Here is a 20,342-nt window from a genome sequence, read left to right as displayed (position 1 = left end):
ACCGTCTCGGCGACACGGGCCGACAAGACGCCTCGGCCCGACATGACGAAGGGGCCCGGAGTTGCGACGAGGCCCGGAGTTGCGACGGGGCCTGGCACAGCGACGGGGCCCGAGGACGGTGGGCCGGGCGACACGGCCGAGGAGACGGGGTCACAGGAGAGGGGGCCGGACACCTCGGACGACTCCGGGGAAGCCGCCGCGTCGGACGACACTGCCGGGGAGACGGAGCCCGAGGGCAGGACCAGGACCGTAGACGCTTCGGACGACGCCACGGGTGCCCCTGCGCACGGCGTGACGGACGACGCTTCCGGCGCCCCTGTGGACGGGGCTCAGGGCGACTCGGGGGACAATTCCGTTTCCGGCCCGGGTGGTGCTTCCGGCACCGCCGAGGCCGACGGCACGACCGACAAGAAGGTGCTCTGACATGCCTCCCGTCTTCGCCCACGGCCGCCTCCGCCTCTACCTGCTGAAGCTGCTGGACGAGGCCCCCCGACACGGCTACGAGGTCATCCGCCTCCTGGAGGAGCGCTTCCAGGGGCTGTACGCGCCCTCGGCGGGCACGGTCTACCCGCGCCTGTCCAAGCTGGAGGCCGAGGGCCTGGTCACCCACACCACCGAGGGCGGCCGCAAGGTGTACTCCATCACGGACGCCGGCCGCGCCGAACTGGCCGACCGCAGCGGCGAGTTGGCCGACCTGGAGCTGGAGATCCGCGAGTCGGTCGCCGAACTGGCCGCCGAGATCCGGGCCGACGTCCGGGGCGCGGCGGGTGACCTGCGGCGCGAGATGCGCGCGGCGGCCTCCGAGGCCCGCCAGGGAGCCCGGACCGGGCGAGCCAAGCCGGGCGAACACGAAGGCCCCGCCGGGGACTTCACGGACTTCGCCGACAAGGAGTCGTGGCGCGCCGCCAAGGAGGAGATGCGCCGCGCCAAGCAGGAGTGGAAGGAGCAGGCCCGGCGCGCCAAGGACGAGAGCCGGCGGGCCCGCGAGGAGGCCCAGCAGGCCCGGCGCCAGGCCAAGGAGGCGCAGACGCGGGCCTGGGCGCAGGCCCAGGAGGAGATGCAGCGCATCGGCCGTCAGGTCCAGGAGCACGCGCAGGACCACTTCGCACGCGGCGACTGGCCCACGGGGGTGCGCGAGAGCCTGAGCGAACTGGCCAAGGAGTTCGGCGACTTCGGGAAGGAGTTCGGCAAGGACTTCGGGTTCGGGGGGCGACCGGGTGCGGGTGCGGGTGCGGGTGCGGGCAAGTCGGCCTCGACGCCGGCGGCGCCCTCGACACCCGAGTACAGCCAGACCCCGGAGGACTTCCCCGCGGAGTACGAACCGACCTGGGCCCACGAGGACTCCACCGGAGACCCGGCCCGCGATCTGGATCGCCTGCTCGACCGTTTCCGGGACGACATCCGTGACGCGGCCCGCGACCGCGGCGTCACCGAGGACCAACTCCGAGACACCCGGCGCCACTTGTCGGCGGCGGCGGCGCACATCGGGGCGGTACTGCGCGGGGGGCACAGGGGCTGAGCCGACGGCCACGGTAGGGCGGGGCTCCGGCCTGGGCGGCCCGCCCCGCCCCGCCCGTGAGTCAGCCCGCCGCCCTCGCCTCTCCCCCGCCGTACAGCACCCGCGTCGCCGCCTCGTGCGTCACCCCGTGGTCGGCGAGCACCTCACCCGGCACACCGGGGAGGACGGTCAGGGCGAGGAGAAAGTGTTCGTCACCGACGTGCCGGTCGCGATGGGCGACGGCGATGCGCAGGGACTTCTCCAGGACGTCCTTGGCGCCACGGCTGAAGACCCGGCGGCCCGACCACGGCTCCTTGTCCTTGCGGTCGCCGGACATCGCCCCGACGCCGTGCACCTCCTCGACCCGGGCGACGATCTCCGAGACGTCGATACCCAGCCCGGCAAGGGCGTCGGCCTCGGCCTGCGAGAGCCCCGCACGTCGGCGCGCGTCGCCCAGAGCCTGTCGTACGGACTCCTTGCGTTCCTCGGGAGCGAGACCGAGGGCGGTCAGGGTGAAGGAGGCGCGACTGGCCTCTCGGTCGAGGAGGGCCAGCAGCAGGTGTTCGGGGTCGACGGAGCCGGACCCCGACCGCTCGCGGTGCTCCACCGCGCCCCGCACCACGGCGCGGGCGTCCTTCGTGAACCGTTCGAACATCACTGCCTCCCGTACTTCTTGTGCACGGCCTGCCTGCTGACACCGAGTTCCGCGGCGATCTCCTGCCACGACCAGCCCTGATTACGCGCGCTGCGCACCTGCACCGCCTCCAGCTGCTCCACAAGCTTGCGCAGCGCGGACACGGCACGCAGGCCGACCCGTGGATCACGGTCACCCGCACGCTCGGCGAGATCCGTTGCTTCGGTCATGATGTCAACTTACGTTGACGAGCCCTGCATGTCAACCAAAGTTGACGACCGGTGGCAACACGCAAGGTGGCCGCAAACGCCGACGGCCGGCCCGGAGAACCGGACCGGCCGCACAGAGCCACACGCAGGGAAGGGAGTTGCCAACCGGGATCGCCGACCCGGATCGCCGACCCGGATCGCCGACCGAGCTTGCTAACCGTTCGTGAGCACGATCTTGCCGAACTGCCCGCCGGAGTCGAGCCGTTCGAACCCTTCGCGGGCGCGGTCCATGGGCAGCACCTCGTCGATGACCGGCCGTACACCCGTCGCCGCACAGAAGGCGAGCAGGTCCTCCAGCTCGTCCTTGGTGCCCATGGTCGAGCCGACGACCTTGAGTTCGAGGAAGAAGATGCGGGTGAGTTCGGCGTGCGAGGGGCGGTCGCCGCTCGTGGCACCGGAGATGACGAGCGTGCCGCCGGGCTTGAGCGATTTCACCGAGTGGGACCAGGTGGCAGCGCCGACGGTCTCGATGACGGCGTCCACGCGCTGCGGCAGCCGCGCCCCCGGCTCCACCGCCTCCACGGCACCCAGCTCCAGCGCCCGCTTCCGCTTGGCCTCATCCCGACTGGTCGCGAAGACCCGCAGCCCGGCCGCCTTGGCGAGCACGATGGCGGCCGTGGCGACACCGCCGCCGGCACCCTGCACGAGCACCGAATCACCGGGCCGTACACCGGAGTTGGTGAAGAGCATGCGGTACGCGGTCAGCCAGGCCGTGGGCAGACAGGCGGCCTCCGCGAAGGACAGTTCCTTCGGCTTCGGCAGGATGTTCCACGTCGGTACGGCGACCTGCTCGGCGAAGGTGCCCTGGTAGTGCTCGGTGAGGATGGAACGGGGTTCCTTGGGGCCGACGCCGTGACCGGTCTGGCCGATGACGGAGTGCAGGACGACCTCGTTGCCGTCGGCGTCGACACCGGCGGCGTCGCAGCCGAGGATCATCGGCAGCTTGTCCTCCGCGAGGCCTACGCCGCGCAGGGACCAGAGGTCATGGTGGTTGAGGGAGGCGGCCCTGACGTCGACGACACTCCAGCCCGGCCGGGCCTCGGGGGCGGGACGCTCCCCCAACTCAAGGCCGGAGAGCGGCTGGTCGCGGTCGATTCGGGCGGCGTAGACGGCGAACATGACCTTGACGATAGGCTCCGCCGGTTGACCAGGGAACTACCTCGCCCTGTGACACATGCCCTCTTGCGCAAGGGGTGCGGGGTATTCACCTGGTCGTCCCCTGGGGGCTGCGCCCCCCAGACCCCCCGCTATCGGCCTGAACGGCCTCGTCCTCAAACGCCGGACGGGCTGAGATGCCCGGAGCCCGCGAGTACCTGCGGCCCGGAGCCCATGGGCATCTGCGGCCCGAGCCCGTGGGTACCTGCGGCCTGAGCCCATGGGTACCTGCCAGCCGGACCCCGTGAGCACCTGTCGGCCAGAGCCCGCAGGCACCTGCCCGCCTGAGCCCACGGACGCCCGCCCGCCGCAGCCCGCGGACACCCACCCGCCAGACCCTGTGGGCACCCGCCCGCCGAACCCCGCGGCCCACCGAAGCCCGCGACCCGCGGCCCGCAGCCGCCGACCGACCCCGGCCCCCCACGGGCAGGGTTCACCCATAGACGCCCCGAACGGGTGGGCGGGCGGGAAAAAATAAAGCCCCCACGGCACCCGCCCACCCCTCAGATCACCTGAACGGGCGGGCGGGCGAGTAAAAGAAGGGGCCCCGCCCCAACGGACGGGGCCACCGACGCTCACCGCCGGGCAACCCCCTCCGCCCGCGCCGCCGCAGCCACAGCCGCGGTAACCGCAGGCGCGACCCGCTCATCGAACGGCGACGGAATGACGTAGTCCGCGGCGAGATCGTCCCCCACGACACCGGCCAACGCCTCGGCCGCCGCGATCTTCATCCCCTCCGTGATCCGGGACGCCCGCACCTGCAACGCCCCCGCGAAGATCCCCGGAAACGCCAGCACGTTGTTGATCTGGTTCGGGAAGTCCGACCGCCCGGTGGCGACGACCGCCGCGTACTTGTGCGCCACATCGGGGTGCACCTCGGGATGCGGGTTGGCCATCGCGAAGACGAACGCACCCTTCGCCATGGAAGCCACCGCGGGCTCCGGCACCGTACCCCCGGAAACCCCGATGAAGACGTCGGCACCTTCCAACGCCGCCTCCAGCGTCCCGGAGATACCCGCCTTGTTGGTGATCTCCGCGAGCTCCCGCTTGACCGGCGTGAGGTCGTCCCGGTCCCGCGAGACGATGCCCTTGCGGTCCGCGACGGCGACATCCCCGAGCCCGGCCTCCAGCAGGAACTTGGCGATGGCCACGCCGGCCGCGCCCGCACCGGAGATGACGGCCCGAAGCTCGCCCAGCTCCCGCCCGGTCAGCCGCGCAGCGTTCCGCAGCGCCGCCAGCGTCACGATCGCCGTACCGTGCTGGTCGTCGTGGAAGACCGGAATGTCCAGCCGCTCCTGGAGCCTGCGCTCGATCTCGAAGCAGCGCGGCGCCGAGATGTCCTCCAGGTTGATGCCCCCGAAGGAGGGCGCGATACGCGCCACGGTGTCGATGATCTCGTCGACGCCGGTGCAGTCCAGCGCGATCGGCACCGCGTCCACGCCGCCGAACTGCTTGAACAGGATCGCCTTGCCCTCCATGACCGGGAGGGAGGCCTCGGGACCGATGTCGCCGAGTCCGAGCACGGCCGTACCGTCCGTCACGACGGCGACCACGGACGATTTCCACGTGTAGTCGTGGACGAGTTCCGGCTGCTCCGCGATCGCGGTGCACACGCGCGCGACGCCGGGTGTGTACGCGAGGGACAGGTCGTCCTTGTCGCGGATCGGCACGGTGGCCTGCACGGCCATCTTGCCGCCGCGGTGCAGCGCGAACGCCGGATCGAAGGTATGGAGGGGCTCGGCCCCGCCGTCCTGATCCGTACTGCTGTCGCTGCGAGGATTGACGATCTCCGCTGCCACTTTGTCTTACCCCTTAAGTCTTCATTGATTTTGAGGGTGGCCACTCCCTGGTGAGGGGTGGGCGGGCACCGCGCAGGGCCCAGAGAATTGATGCGTACGAGCACCTGCGCGACGGGCGCGCCGCACACGCGCCCTGAGCCCCGGATGAGGGGTGTAAAGACCCTTCTTACCGGACGGACACCGCCGAGGACGAGTCCAATAGGCGCAAGGTCACATCTCGTCCGCCGAGGGCGGAACGATGATCGATCACATCGTGAGACATACCGAAGATCTTCCGGCCGGAACGCGTGATTCCAGCAGATGGTCCGTGATCAGGGCGTCTCGATGTACCGACCTGATGCGATTCGGGGTTCACCCGTTATCCGATTTTGACATGGAGAGTCCCCTGAATGGTTCAGTCCGAATGGCAAGATGCCCTAATCACACGAGGTCGCGACACCCGAAGGTGTGTGTTCTCGTCGACCCGTCGGCACCGCCATCCATCCGCCGGAGGAACTCACCATGACCGCAAGATCCACCCGTCGTACGACCGCCCCGCACACCCGGCTGGCAGCGGTCGGCGCGCTCGCGGTCGCCGGCACCCTGGTGCTCACCGCCTGCGGTGACCAGACGAACAAGAGCGACGGCTCGGACTCGTCGTCGTCGTCCTCGGCGCCGCTCGCGAGCAAGCTCCCCGCCGACATCCGCAAGGCCGGCGTCATCCAGGTCGGTTCGGACATCGCGTACCCGCCGGTCGAATACATGGAGAGCGGCAAGGCCGTCGGTATCGACCCGGACATCGCGGACGCGCTCGGCAAGCAGCTCGGCGTGACGTTCAAGTTCCAGAACGGCAAGTTCGACAACCTGATCGTGGGCCTCCAGGCCAAGCGCTTCCAGGTGCTCATGTCGGCGATGAACGACACCAAGGCCCGCCAGGACGGCATCAACTCGGACACCGGCAAGAAGGTCGGCGACGGCGTCGACTTCGTCGACTACTTCACCGCCGGTACGTCGATCCTCGTCCAGAAGGGCAACCCGAAGGGCATCAAGTCGCTCGACGACCTGTGCGGCAAGGTCGTGGCCCTGCAGAAGGGCACCACGTCCGAGGGCATCGCCAAGACGCAGAGCACGAAGTGTACGACCGACGGCAAGAAGGCCATCGACCTGCAGACCTTCGACACCGACCCGGAGGCGCTGCTCCGTCTGAAGCAGGGCGCGTCCGTCGCCGACCTGAACGACTTCCCGGTGGCGGCGTACAACGCGAAGACCTCCAGCAGCGGCAAGGACTTCGAGGTCGTCGGCGACCAGATCGAGGCGGGTCCGTACGGCATCGCGGTCAGCAAGGAGAACACCCAGCTGCGCGACGCCCTCCAGGCCGCCCTCGCCGCGATCATGAAGAACGGCGAGTACACCAAGATCCTGCAGAAGTGGAACGTCACGGACGGCGCGGTGACCGAAGCCAAGATCAACGGCGGCTCCTGATCCCGCGCGACGTTGAAAGGCAGTCACCGTGACTGAGATTTCCGACCGGATTCCGCCGCCCGTACCCTCGGTGCCGCCCGAGCAGATCAAGGCCATCCCGGTGCGCCACTACGGCCGCTGGGTGGCCGGGGCCGTGATCCTCGGCCTGCTGGTGCTGATCGGGATCGCGTTCTCCAACGCGAAGATCAACTACGGCGTGATCCCCGACTACCTCTTCGACCCGGGCATCGTGTCCGGCGCCTGGACCACGCTGTACATCTCGGTGCTCGCGATGCTCCTCGGCGTCGTACTGGGCATCGTCATCGCCGTGATGCGGCTGTCGTCGAACCCGGTCACCAGCACCGTGGCCTGGGTCTACATCTGGTTCTTCCGCGGCACCCCGGTCCTGGTCCAGCTGCTGCTCTGGTACAACATCGCGCTCGTGTTCCCCATCCTGAACCTGGGGTTCTACAAGGACGAGATGAACCAGGTGATGACGCCGGTCCTGACCGCGCTGCTGGGCCTGGGCCTGAACGAGGCCGCGTACATGTCGGAGATCGTCCGGGCCGGCATCCAGTCGGTCGACGAGGGGCAGACGGAGGCGTCGCACGCCCTGGGCATGACGCAGGGCAAGACGCTGCGCCGGGTGGTCCTCCCGCAGGCGATGCGGGTGATCATCCCGCCGACCGGCAACGAGTTCATCAACATGCTCAAGACCTCGTCGCTCGCCTACGCCGTCCAGCTGCCCGAGCTGATCAAGAAGGCCACGGACATCTCCAGCACCTCGCTGGCGGTCGTCGAGATGTACTTCGTGGCGTGCATCTGGTATCTGTTCCTGACCACGATCTTCAGCATCGTGCAGTACTACATCGAGCGCCGTTACGCCCGCGGTTCGAGCCGCAGCCTGCCGCCGACCCCCCTTCAGCGGATGCGCAAGTACCTCCGCATGTTCGGCTCGTTCCGCCGCCCGGAGGTGGCCCGATGACCAGTCTCGCGAAGGACATCGCCCCGAGCACCGGCGGCCAGCCGATGGTCAAGGCCGAGGCCGTGCACAAGTCGTTCGGGCTGTCGCACGTCCTCAAGGGCATCGACCTGGAGGTGAACCCGCGCGAGGTGTTCTGCCTGGTCGGCCCGTCCGGTTCCGGCAAGTCCACCTTCCTGCGCTGCATCAACCACCTGGAGAAGATCAACGCCGGGCGGCTGTACGTCGACGGCCGGCTGGTCGGCTACCGGCAACAGGGCGACAAGCTCTACGAGTTGAAGGAGAAGGAGGTCTCGGCGCAGCGGCGGGACATCGGCATGGTGTTCCAGCGCTTCAACCTGTTCCCGCACATGACGGCGCTGGAGAACGTCATGGAGGCGCCGATCCAGGTCAAGCGCGAGACCAAGGCCGTGGCACGGGAGCGGGCGCAGCAGTTGCTGGACCGCGTGGGCCTCGGCGACCGTACCGGCCACTACCCCGCCCAGCTCTCCGGCGGCCAGCAGCAGCGCGTCGCGATCGCCCGGGCGCTGGCGATGCAGCCCAAGCTGATGCTCTTCGACGAGCCGACCTCGGCCCTCGACCCGGAGCTGGTCGGTGAGGTGCTGGACGTGATGCGGGACCTCGCGGCGGACGGCATGACGATGATCGTCGTCACCCACGAGATGGGCTTCGCCCGCGAGGTCGGCGACTCGCTGGTCTTCATGGACGACGGCGTGGTGGTCGAATCCGGCCATCCGCGCGAGGTCCTGATGAACCCTCAGCACGCACGGACCAAGTCGTTCCTGTCGAAGGTGCTCTGAGCCGCTGTCCTCTGACGGGTTCTCGGAAACAGCCGACAGGAAAAGGGCTGGTGCGGAAGGCAATTCCCTTCCGCACCAGCCCTTTTCATCTGCACATTGTTCAGTGCGGGTACGCCGTCCAGCCCTGACCCGGCACATAGACCTGATGACCGCGCTTTTCGATGACGTCACGCGAGTCGCAGGTCGCCTTGCTGGTCCCCGTACCGGAAATGGTCTTTCCGTACTTCGTCGACCGGTAGAACGTGTCGGTGTAGATACAGCCGACGTACGCCCGGACCTTGCGGCCGCAGGGATTCTTGGTGAAGTTCACCGTGTACGACTTGCCGCTCGTGGAGCCGCTGACGCTGACCGTACAACTCGGGTCGGCCTGGGCCCCGGCCACGAATACCGGAAGTCCGCTGAACGCCAGCACGGATACCGCGCCGACGACGATTCGCTGCTTGAGTCTCACTGTTTCCCCCTGAGTGCGCGGCCGAGGCTCACTTGGCGCTGATGTACCCGGTGTACGTGTAGGAGATGAACTGCGCGGCGCCGCGCGGCCCGTCCTGGATGAAGCCGGTGAACAGGACGTAGTTCTGCGGGCCTTCCTTGAAGTCGTAGTCGCAGACCTTCGCCGCGTTGAACGCGCCGTCGGTGTCCGCGCACTGGCCGACCCGTCCCGAACCGTCCATCGCCTTCCACTTCACGACGGCACGCAGACCGTCCTTGCGAAGGTCGTTGACGATGAACTTGTCTCCGTCGGCGTCGAAACAGACGTCATAGACGGAACCCTGGTCCACCGCACATGTCTTGCTCGCCGCACTGGCGGGAGTACCCGCCAGCAATGTCCCCGCGGCCGCGATGGTCAGCGCGGCAACGGCGGACAGAGGCCGAATTCTCATTTCAGACCTATCCCCTCTCCAAGCCCCCGTGGTCTTGGAGTGGGCATTGGATCATCACCCCCACCGAGAAGCAAGGTATTTCGCTTCAGCAACTCAGCGTGAGGGCGCGGTCGATGACGTAATACACCCGCTCACCGACCCATTCGGCAGACCTGAACTCACTTTAGGGAACGCCTACTTGAGCGCGAGCAGCAAGGTGTCCGACGGCGAGCACCACACCGCCCGCGCCTCCTCGAACCCCTTCTCGCGCAGCACGCTCGCGTGCCATGCCGGTGAGGGCATTTCGCCGTCCGCGTGGTCGCCGTAGATCTCGAAGCGACGGGCCGTCGGTTCGGCGAGGACCGGGTCCTGGGCGGCGAGCTGCCACCAGTCGGCCCAGTCGAGGGCTCCGTTGCGCATGGCCTGATCCATGCGGGCGTGGCGCTGGGTGTGCTCGATCGCGTTGATCCGCGGTGTCGTGTCGTCGATCATGTGGTCGGCGTTCATGAAGACGCCGCCGTAGCGGACGAGTTCGGCAAGCTTGCCGTAGAGGGCCGCGAGGGGATCGACGCGCAGCCAGTGCAGGGCTGTGGCCGTGAGGACCGCGTCGTACGAGTCGTAGGGCAGGCTCGTCGTCCACTCCGGGTCCTTGAGGTCGGCCGTGACGAAGGAGACCCGTTCGTCGCCCTCGAAGGTGCCGCGGGCGATGGCGAGGAGGGCGGGATCGAGATCGACCCCGGTGCTGGTGGCGTTCGGGAAGCGGGCCAGCAGCCGGGCCGTGATGCTGCCGGTGCCGCAGGCGAGGTCGAGGATGCGCGGCTCGGGGCCGACGCAGGCCTCGACCATGTCGAGCATGATCCGGAAGCGGTCCTCCCGGTCGGGCATGTACCACTCCTGCTGCTTGTCCCAGCTCTCCTGCCAGGCCTGCCAGTCGGTTCCGACACCGGTCGTCATGAGGACCCCCTGTCCACTCACTGTCGTAATACCCTGGAAGCGCGATCAGCTGTTACCTGACCGCGTCCACGACAATAGAGCTCCTCCGTAAGGACCACAAGTGGAACTGGCCTATTACTCGGACTATGCCGTACGCCTCGTCAACACCGAGGAACCGGCGCGGGGCAAGGACGCCCTGACCTCGGTCGAGGCCGTGCGCGACCTGTTCGGCACCAACCAGGAGGCGGCCCGCCGCGCCGCCGACGCCGACGTCACGCGCTTCCGCTCGGTCCGGGCACGGCTGCGAGCGGTCTTCGAGGCGGCGGACGGCGGCGACGAGACCCTCTCCGTGAACCTGCTGAACTCACTGCTCCTGGAGTTCCCGGTCAGCCCGCAGATCTCCGGGCACAACTTCCGCGACGACGACGGCCGCCCGCTGTGGCACATGCACCTCGCGGACCACCCGTCGAACGCGACGGCCGGCTATGCGGCGATCGCGGCGATGGGCCTGGCCTTCCACCTCACCGAGTACGGCGTCGACCGCCTGGGCCTGTGTGAGGCGGCGCCGTGCCGCAACGCCTACCTGGACACCTCGACGAACCGCTCCCGGCGCTACTGCTCGGACCGCTGCGCGACCCGCGCCAACGTGGCCGCCTACCGGGCCCGGAAGCGCCTGGAGGCCGACCGGTCGGAGAGCACGGGCCTGGCGGCCGAGAAGGCCCAGCGGACGAGCGCGACCGGCGACCGCTGACCGGCCTTCGGCGGCCGGTACCGAAAACGCACCTTGCCCAGCACCAGATCCTCGGGAACGGCGCCGTAATCGGTACTGTCCCCCCCGGCGAACGCGTTGTCCCCGAGCACCCACCACCCGCCGTCCCGCCGCTCCGCGGCCCGCTTCACGACCAGCAGGTCCTGCTGGAACGGATGCCGCAGCACGACGATGTCGCCGGGCCTGATCCGCGCCCCGTACTGCACCACGAGCAGATCCCCGTGCAGCAGCGTCGGCACCATGGACGGCCCGGTCACCTCGGCCGTCCCGAAGGGCAATGCGGCCCTCCCCCGCTCGGTCTCCTGCGACAGCTCCGGCATCCCCGGCACCTCCCCGGTCCTATCCTCCACCAGTCTGAGTCCGACCCTGGACTTTTGTCCTAAGCCCATGGGGGCACTCGCGAAATCAGCTTCTCCAGGGAGTAATGTCCCACCTGAGAAGACGATCACGAGGAAGGAACGCTCCATGCTTTCCCGCCTGTTTGCCCCCAAGGTGAAGGTCAGCGCGCACTGCGACCTGCCCTGCGGTGTGTACGACCCGGCCCAGGCCCGCATCGAGGCGGAGTCGGTGAAGGCCGTGCAGGACAAGATGGCCGCCAACGACGACCCGCACTTCCAGGCGCGCGCCATCGTCATCAAGGAGCAGCGCGCCGAGCTCGCGAAGCACCACGTCTCGGTGCTCTGGAGCGACTACTTCAAGCCCCCGCACTTCGAGAAGTACCCGGAGCTGCACCAGCTGGTCAACGACACCCTGAAGGCCCTCTCGGCCGCCAAGGCGTCCACCGACCCGGCGACGGGCCAGAAGGCGCTCGACTACATCGCCCAGATCGACAAGATCTTCTGGGAGACCAAGAAGGCCTGACACCCAGTCGGCCCGGCCCGACCGGCGATCGGTGCACCATCGCAGGTCAGTGGGCATGGGGAAGGGGCTCCGCCGGTTCGCCAGCGGGGCCCCTTCGTCGTTCCCGCGTCAGCGACGGCAGACGAGGACGCCACCGAGACACGTGATCTCGAAGGCCCCGTGCCGGTCGATGTGTTCGACGAGGATGGCGCGGGCCCGCTCGATGGTGGCGTCGAAGGGCACGTCGTGCTGGTCCGCCCAGGCCCGGTAGGAGGTCATGTGCGCGATGACCGGCTCGGGATCGTGGACCGCGATGGTGCCGGGCAGTTCCATCGTCGCCACCCTGCCGAACTCCTCACCCAGGACGGCCGGTGCCATCTCCAGCGTGAATCGGGCGCTGAGCGAGATGCGGGCCGGGCTGCGTCCGGTGCCGAGGACATCGCCTGCGGCCCGCTGCCACAGATCGTCGAGTTCGGCCTTGTCCCGGTCGCTGTTGGTGGAGGCGATCACCAGGCCGTCGCGAGCGACTACGCGGGACAACTCCCGCACTGCCAGGGGGATATCGGGGACGTGGTAGAGCATGTGCAGCGCCAGGGCGGCATCGACGCTCTCGGTCGCCAGCGGCAGGAGGGTGGCATCCGCTACGGCGACCGGGCCGGGGACCCCGGCGAGAATGCCGGGAGCGATGTCCAGGCCGAGCAGGGCCAGATCGGGACGGTCCTCGCGCAGCCGCTGGATGAACTTGCCGTTGCCACAACCGACATCGACCACACGTCCGCGCTCCCGCACACCACTGAGCTTCTCGGCGACGATGCCGGGCAGGTCGTAACGAGGCGTCTGCCACCGGTAGAGCGACTGGCGAGCGGCGAGGTCCCGGTCGCTGCTGTAGGCGCTTCCGGCGAGACGGCTCCGGTCGGTGACGGCGGCGGCATGTGCGGACGGCAGTTCAGTCACGTCGAAACCTCTGGGGCGGAGACACGTCGCTTCAGTCGTCCCAAGGGTTGAAGCTCCTGTGGACGGAGCTCAGGCTGCTGAAGCACTGTCCATGTACCTTCCGGCCCAAGTCGCGATCGTGTCCAAGTGCTCAACCTGCAGACCTACCCGACAAGCAGGCTGTACGAGCAGCGTGAGGCTCCCCCTCTTGGTACGTCGGTCGGCCCACTCGTGGTCCAGAGCGGTGAAGTCGTCATCGATCCAAGCGGCTGGGGCGTCACCGAGCCACATATCGACGTAATCGCGTTTCCACAGGTAGCCGTTGGGATGGCTGGTGGTGATCTGTGGGCGCGGCAGGTCGATGGACGGCAGGGGCGGTAGGCCGAGGAGCGGCCCGACGAGGTTGGTGGCGTCCTGGCGCCAGCTACTGCACCAGACCGGGGTGACCAGGCCGCTACGGATGATGTTCATGAGCAAGGGGCCGTGGACGGGGTTGAGCCAGACAGTGACCGGGTCATCGACGCTCCGACCGGTAGGCACGACTTCGTGGCGGGTGTGGGTCGCCGGGCTGGCTCCCGCCTCGTCCGGGAAGGGTATGAGGACGCCGTCGACGTCGAGGAGCAGGTAGGGCGGGCGCATCGGTTTCTCCCTGGGGAGCTGTCGTGGGGGTCAGAGTTTGCGCGCGGTGATCAGCAGGGTGGTGGGCCAGCGGCCACCGTGGCGGGCGTCGTGGAACTCCTCGGCCGAGGTGAGCCAGAGCCCGGCGCGGTCGAGGTGCTTCTCCCAGCGGTTGGTGTCGAAGTCCCAGCGGGCGATGGGGAGTCGGCTGCGGTCGGGGAGGGTGACGTAGTCGCGGCGGGGCCGGTCGTCGGTGGCGGGGCGTAGGCCGCCGCGCTGGGGGTGGGGGACCGAGAAGGCGAGAGTGCGCCGGGGTTTGAGGTGCTGGGCGATGGCCGGGAGCAGCAACTCTGGGGCGACGAGTCCGATGGCGCCGAAGACTGAGTAGACGGCGTCGAACTGCTCGTCTGTGGCTTGCAGGTAGTGCAGGGCGTGGCCGGCGACGAAGGTGAGGTTGTTCAGCCGGCCGTAGTGGGAGCGGGCTCGGCGGACTTGGAGGCCGACGAGGTCGACGCCGGTGACGTGGGCGCCGTAGCGGGTGGCGAGGTGGGCGGCGTTGTGGCCGGGGCCGCAGCCGAGTTCGAGCAGTCGCTTGTGGCGCAGGTCCGGGCCGAGGATTTCGGCGCCGGGCCCGCTGCCGGGCCGGGTGGTCCATTCCATCCGGGCGGGCACGGCCAGCGGTTCGGCGGGGGCAGCCGTGGTGCGTTGCAACGCGTGGACGTACCAGGGGGAAGCCTGGGCGGCGAGCACCTAGACCTCCAGGAGGTGGAGGACGTCAGTGAGGTGACGGCGTACGGCCTTGATGTAGGCGGGGTCGGTGGCCGGGTCGTTGATCCAGCGGATGGACTGCTCCATGAACCACTCGACGGCCCACATGCGGTGCCAGCCCAGTGCCCACTTTTCGGCGGGGAGGCCGCCGCGTTCGGCGAGGGCGTCGGGGGTGCCGCCTTCGGTGACGTAGGTGTCCAGGAAGACGCGCAGGCGTACGGGGTCGGGGGTGTCGAGGGTGCCGTGCCAGCTGGCGAGGTCGAGGAGGCCGGGTCCGGTGAAGGCGCGGGCGAAGTCCAGCAGTCGCCAGCCGCGCCGGCCGATGTGGAGGCTGGTGGGGTGGAACTCGGAGTGGACCCAGCCGAATGGAGCCACCGTCGTACCGGCCGAGCGTACGTCGGCGGCCTGGGCGATCCGGTCGAGTGCGTCTTCGGCGTCGTCCGTGTCCTGCCATCGGTCGGCTTTGCGGAGGCGGCCGAGGTGCTCCAGGGCTTGGCTCGGCAGGGTGCGCAGCCGTTCCTGGTCGAGGACGGGCAGGGCGGGGGCGGTGCGGGTGCCGTGCAGGACGACGGCTGCGGCTGCGCCGTCGAGGTCGTCGGCCTCACGGATGGGGGCGCCGAGGTCTTCCAGCAGCATGCCGAGCCAGCCGTCCAGTACTGCGGAGGCGTGAACGGAGGGCACCGGGACACCGAGGGTGTGGGCCAGCCGGAGGGTTTGGTCCTCGCTGTCGAAGGGCCTCTTGGCGTACTTGAAGATGGCGGTGGTGTTGTCGGGGAAGGTCAGTCGTTCGACGCCGGACATGGACCACACGCGTACCTCCTCGCGAACGGCGGTGGTGCGGCTGGCGAGGGTGAGCAGGTTGTCGAGGAGTTCGGTGCTGGGGTTCGCGGTCACGTGGGGGCTCCAGGGGGTTGGTGGCGTCCGGGGCGGGCGTGAGGTGCCGGCCCGCCCCGGAGCCAGGGTGGTGGTGCTACGCGGCTGGTGCCGCGCGGTGGGCGTAGACCTGCTCGATCCAGCCGGACTTGAAGGCGGCGAGGTCGTTGCGGAAGGCGGTCATCGAGGCACCGTAGGGCGCCACGACGCCACCGGACTGGTCGGGCACGGACTGGCAGCCGTGCACGAGCCGTCCGCCGAGGGCGGCGTGGGCTTTGATGGCCTCGATGCGGCGGTGCTCGTTGAACCAGCCGCCGTGGTAGACCTCGTCGAGCATGCCGCCGGTCTCGTCGTCCAGGTCGAAGACCACGGAGGTGGCGGCGGGGAAGAACCAGCACGGGCCGACGTTGGAGATGTGTCCGTCCAACTCGACCTTGTTCAGCGCCATCAGCGTGGCCGCCTCGCGCAGCATCCGCAGATGGTCGGCGGTGAACTGCGGCAGGCCGAGGCCGGCGAGGTGCTCGTCGCGGAAGAGGTACGCGTACACCTCGTAGGCGGTGGCGAGCACCATGGAGGCGTCCGAGGTGGACTTGGCGTGGGCCTTGATGAACTCCAGCGCGAGTTGCTCGACCGCGCTTTCGGTTGTCTCCTCCACGTCCAGGAGCTGGGACTTGACCAGCTTCCAGTCGGCGACGAGCCAGGTGCTGGACTCGAAGCGGAAGAAGTATTCGGCCGGGTCGATGGTGATGCGCCGGCCGTCGATCTGGATGCCGGGCAGGCGGCTCCAGCGCTCGTCGAACGCCTCGGGCAGTACGACCGTGATGGCCGCGGTGTCGATGGTGGTCACCGTGTCTCCGTCTCTGATCGGCCGGATCCGGGCACAGGAATGCCCGAACCCGGTGTAGGCGTACGGAACTTCGGGGGCCGCCCGGCCGAAGGGGGAGCCTGGTCACGGTGTCGGACCGGGGCCGGGCGGCTGATGATTAGTGAACCCTCCGTCACGCACAGTGGGTACGGTGAGAGGCAGTTGAAGCGGTATACGCGGTTTACAGCCCTGGACGGGAGGCGAGCGTGGCAGCGCCGAGAGACCCCAACTCCCGCCTGCGCGACACCATTTCCGCGACCGGTTGCACCTACGAGGCCCTGGCGAGAGACGTCCGGCGCATCGCGGCCGAGAACGGCGAGATCCTCCAGACGAACAAGTCGGCCGTCTCCCACTGGGCCAACGGCACCCGCCAGCCCACCGGCCGGACCGGCCAGTACCTCGCCGAAGCCCTGTCCCGCAGAACGGGCCGCATCATCACCCAGACGGCGATCGGCCTACGCGCACCTGATGGCGAGGAGTCGGCCCAAGGGGATCCCGTTCTTGCCGCAACTGACCTAGGCCGGGCTGATGTTGAGCGCCGCCGCTTTCTCGCGGTGGCCGCCTTCACCACCGCTGGCGTCGCCATGCCGCTCGCCCACGACCATGAGGCCACTGCCCGCATGCTCCGCGCCCGCACCGGAACCTCCGTCGTCGGAACGGAGGACGTGGATGTCGTACGGCAGATCACCGCGGCCTTCAGCGCGGCAGACGAACGCCTCGGCGGCGGCCACGGCCTGACCACGGTCACCGCCTACCTTGCTGACACCGCCGCCCCCATGCTCCGGGGCCGCTACCCGAGCGAAGCCTTACGACGGGGAGCCTTCGGCGCCGTGGCCGAACTCGCCTACCTGGCAGGCTGGAAGCACCACGACCTCGGCCAGGAAGGCGCCGCCCAGCGCTACTACCAGGTCGGCTACCAGCTCGCCTGGGAAGCCGACCCGCACGGCCACGCCGCCTGGATGATGCGCGCCCTCGCCCACCAGGCCCTCAGCCTCAAACAGCCCCACCACTGCGTCGACCTCGTCGAAGGCGCACTCGTCCGCGGCCTGGGCCACGTCGACGGCCAGACCGAAGCCCTCCTCCACATCACCCACGCCCGTGCGTTCGCCGCCGTCGGTGAGAGGCCCGCAGCGGCCCGCGCCCTGCTCGCTGCCGAAGACGCTCTCCTGCGCGACGACGTACCTCAGCCCAGCTACTCCCGGGTCAGTGGTCCCGCTGCCGGCACCGTCGCCAGCCACACCGCCCGCACACTCACCGACCTCGCCGACCACATCGGCACCGAACAGCAGCACCGAGACGCCCTGATCCGCTGGGACCCCGAGAAGTACAAGCGCGTCCACGCCCTCACCTACGCCGACCTCGGCGACAGCCTCGCCGCCCGAGCCCGTGCCGACGAAGCCGTCGCCGCCTGGGGCCAGGCCCTGACGCTCATGGAGGGCATGACCTCAGACCGCACCCGCAAAGCGATCACCTCGCTCCGCTCCACCCTCTCCACCTACCAGCGCCGCAAAGTGCCCGGAGCCGCCGAACTCGCCCGCCGCGCACGCGAAACACTGGCCTAAGCTGCCCACCAACCGGCCGACGAAGGGACACCAGCCGTGGCTCAGCGGACAACCGACGACCAGCCCAAAGCCCTACCGCCCGCCCTCGAATCCATGACCCTGCTGGTCGCCGCCGTCATCGTCCACGACAAGGCCACCAACCGGGTTGTGCTCCTCCAGCGGAGTCAGAACGCCAAGTTCGCTCAGGGGATGTGGGATCTTCCCGTCGGTAAGAGCGAGCCTGGGGAGCCCATCACCGAGACTGCGGTACGGGAGCTGTACGAGGAGACCGGGTTGACGGTGAAACCGGAGTCCCTGAAGGTCGCCCACATCATCCACGGCGCCTGGGGCGTCGAAGCCCCCAACGGCTTCCTGACCGTCGTCTTCGCAGCCCACGAATGGTCCGGAGAACCGGAGAACCGGGAACCGCGCAAGCACGCGCAGGTCAGGTGGGCCGATGTCACCGCCATCCCGGGGGACTTCGTGGACACCACGGCCAGCGCCCTCCACCGGTATCTCGCAGGCGGTCCAGAAGTCTCCCTCGACGGCTGGCAGTAAGGCGCCAATGCCCCTCGTGAGCTGAAGGGACCGGTGTTGAATCTCCTCCTTCACTTCTATGCGACCGTGTCGGCTCTAGCCACTGTTGTAACTCCCACAGCAGTTCTGGTCGGCTTCGTATTTGTTGCCCGCCCTGTCAGAAAGCCAGGGTGGCTGATCGACCGAACCCCCTTCTTGCGGGGGCGCACTGACGTATCGGTACGAACGCTGGTCCGCGAAGCCGAAGGCGCACTGAACGAGCTGGGAATCGAGCACCCGAAGAAGTGGGGTGAGGCCGAACTGAAGCTATGGGCGCTGGCCGAGCGGGGCCGCTTCGCGACTTCCGTATCTCTCCTGCTCCTGTCATTCACCACCATCCTCACGGGTGCACTGCTCACGGCGCTCGTGAAGCACCACTGGAACATGGCGATGGAGATGTGGCTGCCGTCATATGCGTTCTTCCTGCTCACGGTGTGTTATATCCAGCTCGACCTGATAGCGATCAGGCGCGGACGATCGCCTGCATATGTGCAGTGGGCCTCTGTGAGCACTCTCGTGGCCTGCCAGGCCCACGCGGATGAAGACCGGGCAACATCCGTGACGATGGCACAGCTAAGCAGGAACGTGGAGCGACTCAGCGACGCGCTCATCACCTACGCGCAGTTTGGCATCTCTCGAAAGGCAGGCCCACGTGTAGTCTTTTTGGCCCATTGCGTCGGCATGTCCCGTCGGCTGGAGGGTGATTTCCAAGCCTGCCTGCGTGATCGTTCGCATGTGACGGCCCTCGCCAAATACATCGTGGCCTTGGTTGACGCCCTCGGCCGTCAGGAACCCCTGAGCATGGTCCTTCCGGCGGAGTCCGCGTCAGCGGACTCCGTATCCGTCGAGGCACCACTGCCGTGGCGTATGGTTCTGGGCCACCTCCTGGCTTTTCTCACCGGAGTCGGGTTGGTTGTGGGATTCAAGGCCCTCGGGCTCAGCGCCGAATACCTTGTTTTCCTCGCCCCGCTGATCTACCTGGTGGTCCAGATCCCCTATCTGGCCACCGGCAGAGTCCCCACGGCGCTGCGGCACGTTCCCCGCCTCACGACGCCTCCGCCTGAAACCAGTTCGGAAAGCGTGACCCACACACTCGCCGCCGACCCTGCATCCGATGCTCCGCCATCCCTCGTGCCCGTGCCACGCAGACACGGCTAGGTTCGGCCGTCGAGATCAGCCGCATGATGAGCACACCAGCCTCCAGGAACATTCGCACCCACAACTGGCGCTATCGCTGCGTCCGCGTGCTCAATCTCCTCCCTCAGGACTTCGACCTCGTCGCCGCGGGCACCAAGACCATCGAGGTACGGGTGAAGTTCCCGCACCTCTCCGACCTCGCCGCCGGTGACATCATCCGGTTCCGCATCAAGGGCACCGATGAGACCTGCGAAGTGAAGGTCAAGCGGGTAAACGAGTACCCCGACTTTGAGGCGCTGCTTGACGGCGAGGGAGCGGCCAACGTCAACCCGACCGCCGCCCGCGAACAGCAACTCACCAACATTCGCGCTATCTACTCGCCCGATAAGGAAGCTCTGGGCGCCCTCGCCATCAAAATCGTACGTATTGCGGGTTGAGCCCCGAGCCAACGGCCAACGGTGCCTTGCAGGAAGTTCCGTATCCGGAACGTACTCACATCGGATGACGAAACACTCTGGCCAGTCCAACGAAAAATGGGAACCTGCGGACGCGGGTAGGGCTAGTGCAGACGCCGACGGGCTCGACATGAAGGCGACAGCAACCACCGCAGCGGTCATGGGCGCGCCCGCCTGCCCGTTTCCGCCCCTCACGGACGACGGCGCCTGTCACACAGACAGAAAACGGATCGATCAGTTACCTCTAATCCATCCGATATCCATGAGGAATTCAGATAGCCCACCACCAACGATAGGCATGTTCACGCCATCTCCCCTGGAGCTGGGCGCATCGCGTCCACACGGCCAGGCAATTCACAACGGCAAGCTGATCACCTTCCCGAGGCTTTCAGCCAACTCCCATCCAGCAGGTTCACCGACAGGCCCTCAAGCCAAGGATCACTGCGTCACACCCTTCACAGCAGAAACACAGGGGGAACGCAGTGCACACACGAGCACGAAGATTCGTCATCGCGATCCTGAGCCTGGCTCTGATAGCAGCCGCAGGCGTCGCACCCGCGTGGGCCCTGCCCAGCAGATCGACCGGCAAGTCGACCG

The 20,342-nt window shown here is 68.2% G+C and carries 23 protein-coding genes; 10 read left to right on the top strand and 13 right to left on the bottom strand.

Annotated features, from left to right (window positions below):
* Positions 1–424: 424 nt before the first annotated feature.
* Positions 425–1,519 (top strand): helix-turn-helix transcriptional regulator, encoded by a 1,095-nt coding sequence (locus OG588_RS33595; protein ID WP_405950518.1) that lies wholly within the window; start codon positions 425–427, stop codon positions 1,517–1,519.
* A 61-nt stretch (positions 1,520–1,580) separates the two neighbouring features.
* On the opposite strand, the gene OG588_RS33590 is transcribed toward OG588_RS33595, so the two are convergent.
* The 4 genes from OG588_RS33590 to OG588_RS33575 form a co-directional block, all read right to left on the bottom strand.
* A complete protein-coding gene (locus OG588_RS33590; protein WP_405950517.1) occupies positions 1,581–2,153 on the bottom strand; it encodes a Clp protease N-terminal domain-containing protein in 573 nt (190 codons plus the stop codon).
* Positions 2,153–2,362 (bottom strand): helix-turn-helix domain-containing protein, encoded by a 210-nt coding sequence (locus OG588_RS33585; RefSeq protein ID WP_019058236.1) that lies wholly within the window; start codon positions 2,360–2,362, stop codon positions 2,153–2,155. Before OG588_RS33585 ends, OG588_RS33590 begins: the two co-directional genes overlap by 1 nt.
* A 192-nt stretch (positions 2,363–2,554) precedes the next feature.
* Positions 2,555–3,520, bottom strand: a complete 966-nt coding sequence (locus tag OG588_RS33580) for a zinc-binding dehydrogenase (protein ID WP_405950516.1) — start codon at positions 3,518–3,520, stop codon at positions 2,555–2,557.
* 611 nt (positions 3,521–4,131) lie between these two features.
* On the bottom strand, positions 4,132–5,355 hold the full coding sequence (locus tag OG588_RS33575; protein WP_405950515.1) for an NADP-dependent malic enzyme: 1,224 nt from the start codon (positions 5,353–5,355) through the stop codon (positions 4,132–4,134).
* Positions 5,356–5,856: 501 nt separating this feature from the next.
* Between OG588_RS33575 and OG588_RS33570 the strand changes: the two genes are divergently transcribed.
* From OG588_RS33570 to OG588_RS33560, 3 genes are read left to right on the top strand one after another with little or no spacing between them, the layout of a single operon-like run.
* Positions 5,857–6,816: an ABC transporter substrate-binding protein gene (locus tag OG588_RS33570; protein ID WP_405950514.1), complete on the top strand. Its 960-nt coding sequence runs from the start codon at positions 5,857–5,859 to the stop codon at positions 6,814–6,816.
* A 28-nt stretch (positions 6,817–6,844) separates the two neighbouring features.
* Positions 6,845–7,780 carry an amino acid ABC transporter permease gene (locus OG588_RS33565; RefSeq protein ID WP_405950513.1) on the top strand — a complete coding sequence of 312 codons (936 nt, stop codon included), beginning with the start codon at positions 6,845–6,847 and terminating at the stop codon, positions 7,778–7,780.
* Positions 7,777–8,577 carry an amino acid ABC transporter ATP-binding protein gene (locus tag OG588_RS33560; protein WP_405950512.1) on the top strand — a complete coding sequence of 267 codons (801 nt, stop codon included), beginning with the start codon at positions 7,777–7,779 and terminating at the stop codon, positions 8,575–8,577. Before OG588_RS33565 ends, OG588_RS33560 begins: the two co-directional genes overlap by 4 nt.
* A 100-nt stretch (positions 8,578–8,677) precedes the next feature.
* On the opposite strand, the gene OG588_RS33555 is transcribed toward OG588_RS33560, so the two are convergent.
* The 3 genes from OG588_RS33555 to OG588_RS33545 form a co-directional block, all read right to left on the bottom strand.
* Positions 8,678–9,028, bottom strand: coding sequence for a hypothetical protein (locus tag OG588_RS33555; RefSeq protein WP_405950511.1), 351 nt, complete (start codon positions 9,026–9,028; stop codon positions 8,678–8,680).
* A gap of 28 nt (positions 9,029–9,056) precedes the next feature.
* A complete protein-coding gene (locus tag OG588_RS33550; RefSeq protein WP_405950510.1) occupies positions 9,057–9,458 on the bottom strand; it encodes a hypothetical protein in 402 nt (133 codons plus the stop codon).
* Between the two features lie 174 nt (positions 9,459–9,632).
* Positions 9,633–10,391 carry a class I SAM-dependent methyltransferase gene (locus OG588_RS33545; protein WP_405950509.1) on the bottom strand — a complete coding sequence of 253 codons (759 nt, stop codon included), beginning with the start codon at positions 10,389–10,391 and terminating at the stop codon, positions 9,633–9,635.
* A 100-nt stretch (positions 10,392–10,491) separates the two neighbouring features.
* Here OG588_RS33545 and OG588_RS33540 point away from each other — a divergent pair, with 100 nt between their 5' ends.
* Positions 10,492–11,121, top strand: a complete 630-nt coding sequence (locus tag OG588_RS33540; protein ID WP_405950508.1) for a CGNR zinc finger domain-containing protein — start codon at positions 10,492–10,494, stop codon at positions 11,119–11,121.
* On the opposite strand, the gene sodX is transcribed toward OG588_RS33540, so the two are convergent.
* Entirely contained in the window at positions 11,025–11,459 is a 435-nt protein-coding gene (sodX, locus tag OG588_RS33535) for a nickel-type superoxide dismutase maturation protease (RefSeq protein ID WP_405950507.1), read from the bottom strand. The two genes, OG588_RS33540 and sodX, sit on opposite strands and share 97 nt — an antisense overlap.
* 145 nt (positions 11,460–11,604) lie before the next feature.
* Here sodX and sodN point away from each other — a divergent pair, with 145 nt between their 5' ends.
* The gene (gene sodN / locus OG588_RS33530) at positions 11,605–12,000 is read left to right on the top strand and encodes a superoxide dismutase, Ni (protein ID WP_019058247.1); all 396 of its coding nucleotides are present in this window, start codon (positions 11,605–11,607) and stop codon (positions 11,998–12,000) included.
* Between the two features lie 108 nt (positions 12,001–12,108).
* Here the strand turns inward: sodN and OG588_RS33525 are convergent, their stop codons facing one another.
* From OG588_RS33525 to OG588_RS33505, 5 genes are all read right to left on the bottom strand, one after another.
* Positions 12,109–12,933 (bottom strand): class I SAM-dependent methyltransferase, encoded by an 825-nt coding sequence (locus OG588_RS33525; protein ID WP_405950506.1) that lies wholly within the window; start codon positions 12,931–12,933, stop codon positions 12,109–12,111.
* Positions 12,934–13,002: 69 nt separating this feature from the next.
* Complete coding sequence (locus OG588_RS33520; protein WP_405950505.1) at positions 13,003–13,551, bottom strand: hypothetical protein; 549 nt, start codon at positions 13,549–13,551, stop codon at positions 13,003–13,005.
* A 30-nt stretch (positions 13,552–13,581) separates the two neighbouring features.
* Positions 13,582–14,280 carry a class I SAM-dependent methyltransferase gene (locus OG588_RS33515; RefSeq protein ID WP_405950504.1) on the bottom strand — a complete coding sequence of 233 codons (699 nt, stop codon included), beginning with the start codon at positions 14,278–14,280 and terminating at the stop codon, positions 13,582–13,584.
* The gene (locus OG588_RS33510) at positions 14,281–15,192 is read right to left on the bottom strand and encodes an aminoglycoside phosphotransferase family protein (protein ID WP_405950503.1); all 912 of its coding nucleotides are present in this window, start codon (positions 15,190–15,192) and stop codon (positions 14,281–14,283) included. It lies immediately after the preceding gene.
* A gap of 76 nt (positions 15,193–15,268) precedes the next feature.
* Positions 15,269–16,018, bottom strand: a complete 750-nt coding sequence (locus OG588_RS33505) for a hypothetical protein (RefSeq protein ID WP_405950502.1) — start codon at positions 16,016–16,018, stop codon at positions 15,269–15,271.
* A 224-nt stretch (positions 16,019–16,242) separates the two neighbouring features.
* Between OG588_RS33505 and OG588_RS33500 the strand changes: the two genes are divergently transcribed.
* The 4 genes from OG588_RS33500 to OG588_RS33485 are packed head-to-tail and all read left to right on the top strand — an operon-like array spanning position 16,243 to position 19,727.
* Positions 16,243–17,598 (top strand): tetratricopeptide repeat protein, encoded by a 1,356-nt coding sequence (locus OG588_RS33500; protein WP_405950501.1) that lies wholly within the window; start codon positions 16,243–16,245, stop codon positions 17,596–17,598.
* 36 nt (positions 17,599–17,634) lie between these two features.
* Positions 17,635–18,135 carry an NUDIX domain-containing protein gene (locus tag OG588_RS33495; RefSeq protein WP_405950500.1) on the top strand — a complete coding sequence of 167 codons (501 nt, stop codon included), beginning with the start codon at positions 17,635–17,637 and terminating at the stop codon, positions 18,133–18,135.
* A 36-nt stretch (positions 18,136–18,171) separates the two neighbouring features.
* Positions 18,172–19,311 carry a hypothetical protein gene (locus OG588_RS33490; protein WP_405950499.1) on the top strand — a complete coding sequence of 380 codons (1,140 nt, stop codon included), beginning with the start codon at positions 18,172–18,174 and terminating at the stop codon, positions 19,309–19,311.
* 23 nt (positions 19,312–19,334) lie between these two features.
* A complete protein-coding gene (locus tag OG588_RS33485; RefSeq protein WP_405950498.1) occupies positions 19,335–19,727 on the top strand; it encodes an ASCH domain-containing protein in 393 nt (130 codons plus the stop codon).
* The last annotated feature ends 615 nt before the right edge of the window (positions 19,728–20,342 follow it).

Origin of the sequence: Streptomyces prunicolor (assembly GCF_045162825.1) — a bacterium.
GTDB classification, from domain to species: domain Bacteria; phylum Actinomycetota; class Actinomycetes; order Streptomycetales; family Streptomycetaceae; genus Streptomyces; species Streptomyces prunicolor.
This window is presented reverse-complemented; position numbering and strand designations above follow the sequence as displayed.

Bases quoted from the DNA above. Each gene is read 5' to 3' on its own strand.
- sodN (WP_019058247.1), top strand. From the start codon at position 11,605: ATGCTTTCCCGCCTGTTTGCCCCCAAGGTGAAGGTCAGCGCGCACTGC.
- sodX (WP_405950507.1), bottom strand. From the start codon at position 11,459: ATGCCGGAGCTGTCGCAGGAGACCGAGCGGGGGAGGGCCGCATTGCCC.
- OG588_RS33580 (WP_405950516.1), bottom strand. From the start codon at position 3,520: ATGTTCGCCGTCTACGCCGCCCGAATCGACCGCGACCAGCCGCTCTCC.
- OG588_RS33570 (WP_405950514.1), top strand. From the start codon at position 5,857: ATGACCGCAAGATCCACCCGTCGTACGACCGCCCCGCACACCCGGCTG.
- OG588_RS33485 (WP_405950498.1), top strand. From the start codon at position 19,335: ATGATGAGCACACCAGCCTCCAGGAACATTCGCACCCACAACTGGCGC.
- OG588_RS33595 (WP_405950518.1), top strand. From the start codon at position 425: ATGCCTCCCGTCTTCGCCCACGGCCGCCTCCGCCTCTACCTGCTGAAG.
- OG588_RS33545 (WP_405950509.1), bottom strand. From the start codon at position 10,391: ATGACGACCGGTGTCGGAACCGACTGGCAGGCCTGGCAGGAGAGCTGG.
- OG588_RS33585 (WP_019058236.1), bottom strand. From the start codon at position 2,362: ATGACCGAAGCAACGGATCTCGCCGAGCGTGCGGGTGACCGTGATCCA.
- OG588_RS33560 (WP_405950512.1), top strand. From the start codon at position 7,777: ATGACCAGTCTCGCGAAGGACATCGCCCCGAGCACCGGCGGCCAGCCG.
- OG588_RS33550 (WP_405950510.1), bottom strand. From the start codon at position 9,458: ATGAGAATTCGGCCTCTGTCCGCCGTTGCCGCGCTGACCATCGCGGCC.
- OG588_RS33590 (WP_405950517.1), bottom strand. From the start codon at position 2,153: ATGTTCGAACGGTTCACGAAGGACGCCCGCGCCGTGGTGCGGGGCGCG.
- OG588_RS33520 (WP_405950505.1), bottom strand. From the start codon at position 13,551: ATGCGCCCGCCCTACCTGCTCCTCGACGTCGACGGCGTCCTCATACCC.